Here is a 10,317-nt window from a genome sequence, read left to right as displayed (position 1 = left end):
CATTCGGTTGTATATCAATATTCGCCGCCATTCTATCCAAAATACAGCAGTATATGCTGTCTTATTTTTTCCGATTACGGTAAATTAGCGGGAGATTATTAACTCTCACAGAATAAAATGCTGAATGACTACTTCAATCAAAACTCGCGTACTTGATCGCATTGATTTAGCTATTTTAGATGTCTTACAGAAAAATGGCCGTATATCGAACGTAAATTTAGCCAAGGCGGTTAACTTAAGTCCCAGTCCGTGCCTTGATAGAGTGAAAAAACTTGAGTCAGAGGGCTATATTGAGGGCTACACAGCTAGATTAAATCCAGTGAAACTAGGACAACATCTGGTCGCGCATGTAGAGATCACGCTGAAAAGTTCGACAGAGTCGGTGTTTGATACTTTTAAACAGCATGTTGTGGATTTACCCAATGTTGTTTCTTGCGATATGGTGGCTGGCGGGTTTGATTATCTGTTGAAGATCCGTGTTCAGGATATGCGCCAATACCGTGAAGTATTGGGGCAAATAGTTGAGATACCCGGTGTTGGCACCAATCACACCTACATGGTTATTGAGCATATCAAGTCTGATAGAGGTGTAGAGGTGCTCAACTTATAATAAAAAAGGTCGCAATTGCGACCTTTTTAAAGAATAGCTTTATGTGTTTACCAACCATCGTAACGTTTACGACGTGACAGCAATAACGTAAGTATAACCCCGAACAGTAACCCAACTAGTGCAATGGCAGCGCCATATGAAAGCAGTAAATGTTGCGCTTTTTGCTTTTTGTTGATGTTAGCTTGCTGCTGCTCATTCAACGCGGTTTGTAATTCTGTAATACTTTGTTGTAGACGTTGGTTTTCTGCTCTTAAATCGTTGTTTGCTTGCTGTAAGGTAGGGAGCTCGTCGCGTAATGAATTAATTTCGCTTTGGCTATTTTCCAACGCTTCTTTTGCTTGAGTAAGTTGCTGGCTTAAGCCCGGCTCTCTTGAAACAAATTTTGCCTCAACCCACGCTTCACGGCCTTTGTCATCAATGATCTGAATAAATTCATTCTGTTCATTAGAGACGACAGAAATCGCTGTACCTGCGTCGACTGAGCCTAAAATTCGATAGTTCTTTCCTGGGCCAGAATGCATATAAATAAACAAGTTATCAACGATATATGCAGCATCCCCCGCTTGAATTGATGGAGGTGCTGTTTCAGTGGTAGTTGCTTCTTCCACTGGTGACTGTGTTTCTTCTGTTTGTGCTACAGCAAAGTGTGAGCATAATACCAGCAGCGTTGGCAAAACAATTCTGTTTAACATAGGTCGACCCAAGTTTTTGATAGTTTGTAGAAATAGTATGGATTTAAGTCGTTAATAGCAAGTCGGCGATGAAACTTCACTGAACTTGCGGTAAAAAGTTTGCAAACAAGCCTATCATTGTATATTTTGAGCGTTCAATAACTACATAGGTATTAGCTTGCCCAAATGGACACTGAAATAGAACTGAAGTTTTTACTTTCAGACAATGAAGTTCCTCTGATCCCAGGACTCATCACGCAGTTTGCGAAAACCGTTGTTAATCAACCCGCAAAGAATCTTCAAAATGCTTACTTCGACACGCCGAGTCGCGAATTGCGAGCTTTAGACATAGGTTTGCGTACCCGTTGCTGTGATGATGAATGCGAGCAAACCATAAAGTTAGCGGGAGAAGTTGTCGGAGGGTTGCATCAGCGCCCAGAATACAATTTACCGCTAGACTCTGGCCGTCCTAACCTACTTGCATTTGACATGGGGATTTGGCCACATGGTATGCAAGTAGATGTTATAAATGAAAACTTATTCCCGATCTTCAGTACTAATTTTATTCGCCGTACCTGGTTAATAGAAACGGAACAAGGGAGTAAGATAGAAGTGGTTTTGGATAAAGGGGAAATTGTTGCCCAAGGACAAGTCGAAGCCATTTCAGAGCTAGAAATTGAGTTGGTGGAAGGCCAGCGAAGCGATTTGTTTTTATTAGCAGATCACTTGATAAACGTCTCAGGTATGCGTTTGGGGTTATATTCAAAAGCTGCTCGGGGTTATCGCTTGGCGGATGACACTCCTCTTAAGCCCAATAAGTTCATTGGTTTTGTGCCTTTACAACATGGGACGACTCAAGAGCAGGCATTTATCGCAACGATTAATTATGGTATCCAGTTCGTACAAAAACATGAGCAGTGCTACTTTGATAAGCCAAGTTTAAAAACACTTAAACGCGTTATTGATGGCATCACTTTGATCCGTCACAGTTTTAGATTATTTAATGCCATTGTTGATAAGTCATCGACGGAGCACTTGCGCAGCGAACTAAAATGGCTTCTTAGTGAGCTTGAGTGGGTTGAAAATGCGATTCATCTAAAAACCTACACATCTAAGCGACATGCTTACTACAAGAAAATTAGCAATGCCCCAGAGTTGGCACAAGTTATAGATGACTTGAAAGATGTTCAGCCAACGCCAACTGACATCGAAGATCTATTTCACTGTGCGCGTTATAACCGCTTAATTTTATCGTTGACGCGCTGGTTGTTGGACAAAGGCTGGCGTCAAAACTGGGATCAAACAGCGCTCAATGCCGCTCAGATGCCGCTAAGTGATGTCGCAAGAGAGTTATTCGACCGAGATTGGGAAGAACTGCACCAATTACTTCCAGAAGGGAAAGTGCTGTCAAAAGGCGACTATCTGCACCTTAGAGCCCGATTAGAGAATACTCTGCTCAATGGTAATTGTTTGGGCGAGTTATATGACAAAGAAGCGAGACAAGAGTTTAGAACACCGTGGATTGACATTGTATATGGTATTTATGAATTGGATACATTGTCGTATCTGATGCAATTGTGCCAAGGGCAGGAATCTCAAAGCCTAGCGGATATTCAAGTTTGGCTGGAAAAGAAAGCTGACTTTTTGGTGGGGGCGATGGAACAAAGCCGCAGTGTGTCGTTCAAAAGCTTTCCATATTGGCGTTAATTTCGCATGTTAAAGCTCATTGTGATAGCGACCATTGCAATGAGCACGTTCTCGTGTTCAGCGGCACAGTGGCGTAACTGGTATAAAAGTGATGACCTGCAGATAGCTTATATGCGCCACGAAAGTGGTATTAACTATGTGAAAGTGAATGCCTTTTATACCGGGGCTTCGGTTGATTCATTACTCAATGTGATGAATGATACCAAAGCTGCACCACAGTGGCTTAGCAGTGTATCTTCTGTAACCGTATTATCCCGTCCAAATTTAGCGCAAGCGATTGTTTATACTTACTTTGATTCTCCTTGGCCTGTCAGTAATCGAGATATGGTGACTCACTCGTGTCTATCTCAAATTAATGAACGCGATTATCGTATGGACATAGTGAGTGTTCAGGTTGATGCACCGAAAAGTAACGCTATTCGGGTTGAACCGGTACGAGGTTACTGGCTGCTAAAAGAAACTGAGCAGGGACTTAACATTGAACATCAAATTTACGCTGATCCAAATGGCACACTGCCAGATTGGTTGGTAAACAAAACCGCGCTGAAAAATATCCGTAACAGCTTTATTGCTCTCAATGGACTTATATCCGATGAAAAATATCAGTTTTCACCAAGCGCATTTGTTGCAGGTAACTGCGAGACATTCAACCGACAAGAGGTGAAATAACTCTTAGGGACAATCGCAGTTTTGCCACGCCAGTGATCTTTTTTCATGATACATAGAAACCGTGTAGCACTAGCCGATTTAACGTACACGCCCACTATGCAGGCGCTTTATTTTATTCAGGAGTAATATGAACACACTCACTCAAGCGGAACGACCCTCAGACTCTCCCATTATCGTTATGTTGATTATGGCGATGTTGGTATGGGGGGCCAGTTGGATTTCTGGGAAGTATATCGCAGACTTAGCGCCAGCACCTGTGACAGTCTTTTATCGGCTTGCAATGGCGACGTTAGGCATGATCCCCATATTGTTCTTAGTTAACCATTTCAAGTTAGTCCGGTTAAGGTTTTCACGTAAAGCCTTACTGTGGTCACTACCCGCAGGCATCATATTAGCGCTGTATAACCAACTGTTCTTTTTAGGATTACATGATGGGTTACCAGGCAAAGGTGGCATGTTGGTTACTACCACCAATCCGGTTTTAACCTTTTTGTTGACGATCGTGGTATTTAAGCAAACGATTGGTAAGTTGCAGGCGCTTGGTTTAGCTTTAGGGCTTACGGGTGGACTGTGTATGATTGAGATTTGGCAGTTTAATTATCATCAACTTGTCGCCACAGGTAACGCGTATTTTATTATGGCTTCATTTACTTGGGCTATTTTGACCTTAGTGAGTCAGCAAGGCACTCGCTTTGCTGATTTTTTGTTATTTAGTACGCTTATGTATGGCAGCGCTACACTTGTGAGTTATGGCTTCGCATATGAACATTCTCCGTTGACGAGCATGGGCCAGTATTCTGCTTTCTATTGGCAGCACATGTTATTTCTGTCTGTTATCGTTGTGAGTGTCGCAACGAGTGTATTCTTCTTAGCTAACCAACAGTTAGGCTCTAATCGCTCTAGTTCATTTATTTTTGTGGTCCCTGCATCGGCGATGGGATTGTCAGCATGGTACTTTTCTGAGCCGCTGTCATTACCCGTAGCGTGTGGAGCACTATTAGCGCTTATGGCAGTTTATTTGATCAATAGTAAGCGCTCCCAATAGGAACGCTTACATATCTTAAAAAGGCGCATTCGAATTGTTCATAATGTAACGCTGTGTAATAGGTCATCATGTGAAAATCCATAATACTTAACTGTGGAACTTAGCTACACGTATAAGGATACATAAGCATGCATAGTGAACAATCACAAATACAAGACGTTGTTATTGGATTAACGGAACAACTTACCCAAAGAGCCGCACAAGATACCCCCGATCCCCACAATCAAAGGCGTGAAGTGCAAGCGGTGTTCGCTGAAACGGTGAATAACTTTAAGCTGTTCTATCAAGCTGCAATTGAAGGCGGCTTTAGTCAGTCTCGCCTTCTTAGCCAGGCCATCAATGGGTTGAGTGATGTTGCAGGTCTGAATAATTATCAAACCGAAGCGATGATTTTCAATACGCGTTTTCAGCAACATCCTTTTGCAATTGCATTGTGTGAATCAACGCTTGAAGTGCAATTTATCTATAAGTTAGCCGTCAAATACAATTTACCCATTAGAGTGCGAGCAGGTGGTCATGACCATGAAGGGGAGTGCAGTGGCAGTAATACCATTTTAATTGATGTGAGTCGCATCAAGCACTTTCACTACAACTCATGTACAGAAGTTGCAACGATAGGTGCAGGCTATCGGTTTTACCAACTAACACCAAAATTAGCTGAATGTGGCCGCATGATAGCGCATGGAACTTGTGCGACCGTCGGTTTAACAGGCTTTATTCAGGGCGGTGGTTGGGGTCCGTGGACTCGCAAGTATGGTATGTGTTGTGAACATTTAGTTGCCGCGACAGTGGTACTGGGTAATGGTGAAGTTGTCGAGGTAAGTGAAAGCTGTGAGCCCGAGATCCTGTGGGCACTGCGTGGTGGTGGCGGTATGAGTTGGGGGATTGTCACCGAGTTGAAGGTAAAAACATTCGAGTTGCCCGATGAAATACATCGATTCGAGGTTGTATGGAATACACTTTCAAAATCAAAAAAAGGTCGTTATGAACCTCTATGTCAAAGGCCAACACTAGAAATACTTAAAGCGTGGGAAGATGCGATAAAGGCGACTGACACACCCGATCTATTAGGCACAAACTTGAAAGTCAATGCTATCGCAGAAGACGCTGGTAATTGTGCATTACCATATGACCAATTGTACCATCCTTGTACTATGTACGGTTATTGGCAGGGCACAGAGCAGGCTATGCGAGACTTTATTGACCAAGCTTTTGGACCCATAAAAAATAATGCTGCTAAGCCAAAAATTACATGTGCCAAGGTAGGCGGTAAAGTGAAGCTCAAAAGAAAGACAAAGGCCAGTGGTGCACCTGCCTATAGTTATGATCACACGCTGCTCAGCAATTGGGCAAGAGAAAGCCTTGCAGACCAAGACATGCCATTGCACCAAGATTTGCAGCAAAAGCAAGCATTCACCCCCGATTACGACGCACCTGCACCACATAAAATAACCTCTAAATTAGTAAAACCAGATGGCCTAAGTGATAGAGGTTATGAGCAATTATTGATGTCTTTAACCTCACCACTTATTCAAGCAGATAACCCTTCGGTCGGGTTATTTAGTTATGTGACTTTGGGAGCGATTGTGGGAGATTTCTACCACAACCTTAAAGAAGATTGTAATGCGCTTGGAGTGTCATTTCCGTACCGAGAGTGCTTGTATACCATTCAATATCAAACTTGGTGGAATGAAAGTGTTAAGGATAAACTCGAACTACAAAACAACGCCGTTTATGTAGACACAAATCGGGCGATGGATTGGATCTCTGCGAGTAGAAATACCGAAATAGAGGGAGCATATGGCGCGTTTATCAGTTTTAAGGATGCCTCAATTCCAACACCGGTTTACTTTCAACAAAACTATGCGCGATTAGTTGAGATTAAAAAGTCCTACATCAAGGATGATTACAACATCTTCGAACTCGAAAAACCATCATTTAATTGATAAGTCAGCGAAAGGGCAGTGTCTATTCTAGTGTTTTAGGACTGCCCAGCAATACCTTTAATTTGGCTCGCCAAGTGGGTTGTTTCTGCACATGACGTGCTAGTAGTATCCAAGGAGTCAAAAGCACGTCTACCAATGAAAGGCGATAAACTCGGTCGGTAACTCCGTATTCTGGGGGCTGAGAGGCTTCAGGTTGAGCAAATGTGCCAAACAATTTATCCCAGATAATCAAGACACCGCCAAAATTTTTATCTATGTAGCAGGCGTTATGAGCATGGTGCAAACAGTGATGAGTGGGAGTGTTGAAAACCTTACCGAACCATTTTAATTGGGGGCCGTGTTCGGTATGTACAAAAAACTGATAGGCTAGGTTAAGTGCAACAATCGACATCACTAGTTCGGGTGTATATCCCAATAAAACCAACGGAAGCCAGAATAGCCACATACCGACGATGGGATAAAAAAGACTTTGTCGCATAGCGGTAGAAAAGTTCATATTGATGGAGCTGTGATGAACGATGTGCGCTGCCCACAGCCAGTTACAATGGTGACTGGCACGGTGAAACCAGTAATATAAAAAGTCTTGGATGATGAATGCTGCGAGCAGCGTGTAACCATTGATCTCGAACGTAAAGAGTGCGCCATGCTGGTATAGCCAATGAAACATCGGCATCAGTAAAATGAGTGACAGCAGATCTGCTGCTTGATGTGACAAGGCCAAAGTGGCATTTAAGGCAAATTCTTTGAGCGTATAGCTGGCTTTGGCTTTTCGATATTCCAAGAGGATGGCAATGGCAAACACAGGGCTTAATGCTAAGAGGATATAGTCAGCTTGCATGGTTGAGCTTCCTTAAGCGACGTAGTGCTGTTTTGAAGTCGTACAGCAGTATCAGTTTTAGTAACCAATTGGGAAGTAACGTATTACTCAACCCAAAGATCTGATATCGGAGTCTAAGATGAGTATTCATTTCGGTTAATGAGATCACGCCCTGATGATGTCTAATGGGCCCTTGTCCTTCTATTTCATAACATAACCGCTGTGAGCTGATATGGGTGATAACTTCAATGAAAGAGTGTCCGCGCATCGTTACGCGTCGTCTTGCTTGCTGATTGATTTCGGGTAAGGGGTGAAATTGGCCTTTGAAGATTTTGCTGAGAATGTGTGTATCGCAAAGCTGAGCCAAAGTCAGCGGGCTATCCAAGGGCAAGGAAACATATATATCGAGCAGTCTCATCATCTTCTCGCGTTATTGTGGTGTCCTTGCGCTAGCATAACGTCATAAGACGCGGCATACTTGACCTCAATCATTCAATTTTTTGTCATTATGCGCCATTATGTTTGATGTTTGCCGTCAGTATTGTCAAGTTATCGCAGATTATTTACCCGCTAATACGCTGCTACAAAGCCGGATTCCCATGGCGCAATATTTTGCTGCGTTAGATGAGGGAGCGAAGCAGCAGGACGATCCTCTATGGGGATTTGAATTGGGCAAACAAGTAGATAGTGCCCATTATGGCTTGCTGGGATATCTAGTTGAGTCTTCGACTACGTTATTAGAAGCCGTGGATGCGTTGCTATTGTTTGATAAAACGGTGGCAGATATCGGGGTGTGTCAATTTAGTCAATCAAATAGACAAGCATGTATCGCATGGCAGCCCTATGAGAATAACCGTCAGGCAATTTTGCGCAACATGACGGGGTGGGTGGCTATGGTAAGAAAGATCACTGGGAAAACCCTTTATCCACATCATGTGGAACTCACAAGTCACTATACTGATATGCAGGTGCGGCGTTTAGCATCTTGGTTTGGTTGTACAGTGAGTGACAAAGCAATACGTAATGCTATCACTTTCGACAGCGAGTTTTTAAACCTAGCTATTCTCACCAAAAATGAGCTGGTTAACGCTAATTTATATCCGCTGATCCAAGACTTACACCGAGCTTATAGCAGCGATCAGAGTTGGCTTGCTAAGTTACAGCCAACCTTACATAGTTGCGATTTACAGCAAATGTCGGTCACGCAGTTAGCAGATATGACAGGTACTTCAGCGCGCACTTTACAGCGACATTTAAAATCACATGGTTTGAGTTTTAGTAAGCTGGTGGAGCAAGAACGCAAGCGTCGTTTTACTTTATTCTGTGACGTCTTAAGCAAGCAGGCGTTGAGCGAACTGCTAGGTTATGCCGAACAAGCATCGTTAAATCGCGCGGTACGACGTTGGTATGGTCAATCGCCTAGTGAATATGTGCGAAAAAAACAACAAAGTACCAGATAACCGCCAATAAAAAAGGTGCCAATTGGCACCTTTTTTAACTTAAGCTTGATACTTAAAGACCAGCTGCTGCTTTTAATGCTTCAGCTTTGTCTGTTTTCTCCCACGGGAACTCATTACGACCGAAGTGACCGTATGCCGCAGTAGGTTGGTAAATTGGACGCTCTAAGTCTAGCATTGTCAAAATGCCATAAGGGCGTAGGTCGAAGTGATCACGAATGATTTCAATCAAACGTGTTTCTTCTAGCTTACCAGTACCGAATGTTTCAACGCTGATAGATGTTGGCTCAGCAACACCGATAGCGTAAGAAACTTGAATTTCACACTTATCAGCAAGACCAGCTGCAACGATATTTTTAGCAACATAACGTGCTGCGTAAGCTGCTGAACGGTCTACTTTTGATGGATCTTTACCAGAGAATGCACCACCACCGTGACGTGCCATACCACCGTATGTGTCAACGATGATCTTACGACCAGTTAAACCACAGTCACCCATTGGGCCACCGATCACGAAACGACCCGTAGGGTTGATGAAGAACTTGGTTGCTTCAGTGATAAGTTCAGCAGGAAGTACTGGTTTGATGATGGTTTCCATCACAGCTTCAACTAAGTCGTTTTGCGAGATTGAGTCACAGTGTTGTGTTGAAAGTACAACCGCATCAATGCCTACCGCTTTACCGTTTTCGTAAGCGAAAGTAACCTGTGATTTTGCATCAGGGCGTAACCAGCTTAGTTCACCACTTTTACGCACTTCAGCTTGACGCTGTACAAGACGGTGCGAGTATGTGATAGGTGCAGGCATTAACACATCAGTTTCGTTACATGCATAACCGAACATTAGACCTTGGTCACCAGCGCCTTGATCTTCAGGGCGGGCACGGTCAACACCTTGATTAATATCTGGTGATTGCTTACCAATGGTATTTAAAATAGCACACGAATCAGCATCAAAGCCCATGTCTGAGTGCGTATAACCGATTTCACGTACAGTTTTACGTGTTAATTCTTCGATATCTACCCAAGCGCTTGTAGTCACTTCACCGCCAACCATAACCATACCGGTTTTGACGTAAGTCTCACACGCAACACGTGCTTTTGGATCTTGTTCTAAGATTGCATCAAGTACCGCATCAGAAATTTGATCAGCAATTTTATCCGGATGACCTTCAGAAACCGATTCAGAAGTAAATAAGTGTTTTGCCATTTTATTTATGCTCATAAACATTGCGCTTCACAAACAACATGGATAAGCGCGAAAAAAATAAGGCGGGTATTTTAACGAAATTTTGAGCACATGCCTAGTTTTTTTACGCCTAGACGTCCAAATTCATAAAAATGCCTTGTAAGGCCCGAAAATCACGGCTCGAAGCAACTTTTTCTGGCATTTTACGT

General features: G+C 43.1%; 10 protein-coding genes. 6 read left to right on the top strand and 4 right to left on the bottom strand.

Annotation, left to right across the window (positions count from 1 at the left end; genetic code table 11):
• The first annotated feature begins 124 nt into the window (after positions 1–124).
• Positions 125–610 (top strand): winged helix-turn-helix transcriptional regulator, encoded by a 486-nt coding sequence (locus C2M32_RS03290; RefSeq protein ID WP_105167089.1) that lies wholly within the window; start codon positions 125–127, stop codon positions 608–610.
• A 47-nt stretch (positions 611–657) separates the two neighbouring features.
• Here the strand turns inward: C2M32_RS03290 and C2M32_RS03285 are convergent, their stop codons facing one another.
• Positions 658–1,302, bottom strand: coding sequence for a TIGR04211 family SH3 domain-containing protein (locus tag C2M32_RS03285; protein WP_105167088.1), 645 nt, complete (start codon positions 1,300–1,302; stop codon positions 658–660).
• A gap of 165 nt (positions 1,303–1,467) precedes the next feature.
• On the opposite strand from C2M32_RS03285, the gene C2M32_RS03280 reads away from it, so the two are divergent.
• The 4 genes from C2M32_RS03280 to C2M32_RS03265 all read left to right on the top strand — a co-directional run bounded on the left by C2M32_RS03280 (position 1,468) and on the right by C2M32_RS03265 (position 6,648).
• On the top strand, positions 1,468–2,988 hold the full coding sequence (locus C2M32_RS03280; protein ID WP_105167087.1) for a CYTH and CHAD domain-containing protein: 1,521 nt from the start codon (positions 1,468–1,470) through the stop codon (positions 2,986–2,988).
• Positions 2,989–2,994: 6 nt separating this feature from the next.
• On the top strand, positions 2,995–3,657 hold the full coding sequence (locus C2M32_RS03275; RefSeq protein WP_105167086.1) for an START domain-containing protein: 663 nt from the start codon (positions 2,995–2,997) through the stop codon (positions 3,655–3,657).
• Positions 3,658–3,784: 127 nt separating this feature from the next.
• On the top strand, positions 3,785–4,702 hold the full coding sequence (locus tag C2M32_RS03270) for a DMT family transporter (RefSeq protein WP_105167085.1): 918 nt from the start codon (positions 3,785–3,787) through the stop codon (positions 4,700–4,702).
• 128 nt (positions 4,703–4,830) lie between these two features.
• Positions 4,831–6,648, top strand: a complete 1,818-nt coding sequence (locus C2M32_RS03265; RefSeq protein ID WP_199886106.1) for an FAD-dependent oxidoreductase — start codon at positions 4,831–4,833, stop codon at positions 6,646–6,648.
• Between the two features lie 22 nt (positions 6,649–6,670).
• Here the strand turns inward: C2M32_RS03265 and C2M32_RS03260 are convergent, their stop codons facing one another.
• Complete coding sequence (locus C2M32_RS03260) at positions 6,671–7,486, bottom strand: sterol desaturase family protein (RefSeq protein ID WP_105167084.1); 816 nt, start codon at positions 7,484–7,486, stop codon at positions 6,671–6,673.
• Entirely contained in the window at positions 7,476–7,886 is a 411-nt protein-coding gene (locus tag C2M32_RS20415; RefSeq protein WP_158678086.1) for a hypothetical protein, read from the bottom strand. The genes C2M32_RS03260 and C2M32_RS20415 overlap by 11 nt, the downstream gene beginning before the upstream one ends.
• A gap of 97 nt (positions 7,887–7,983) precedes the next feature.
• Here C2M32_RS20415 and C2M32_RS03255 point away from each other — a divergent pair, with 97 nt between their 5' ends.
• A complete protein-coding gene (locus C2M32_RS03255; protein WP_105167083.1) occupies positions 7,984–8,925 on the top strand; it encodes an AraC family transcriptional regulator in 942 nt (313 codons plus the stop codon).
• A 52-nt stretch (positions 8,926–8,977) separates the two neighbouring features.
• On the opposite strand, the gene metK is transcribed toward C2M32_RS03255, so the two are convergent.
• The gene (gene metK, locus C2M32_RS03250; protein WP_105167082.1) at positions 8,978–10,129 is read right to left on the bottom strand and encodes a methionine adenosyltransferase; all 1,152 of its coding nucleotides are present in this window, start codon (positions 10,127–10,129) and stop codon (positions 8,978–8,980) included.
• Between the last annotated feature and the right edge of the window lie 188 nt (positions 10,130–10,317).

It is taken from the genome of Pseudoalteromonas sp. T1lg23B (assembly GCF_002964665.1).
GTDB lineage: Bacteria > Pseudomonadota > Gammaproteobacteria > Enterobacterales > Alteromonadaceae > Pseudoalteromonas.
Note: the sequence above shows the minus strand (reverse complement) of the source record. Positions and strands in the feature narration are given on the sequence as shown.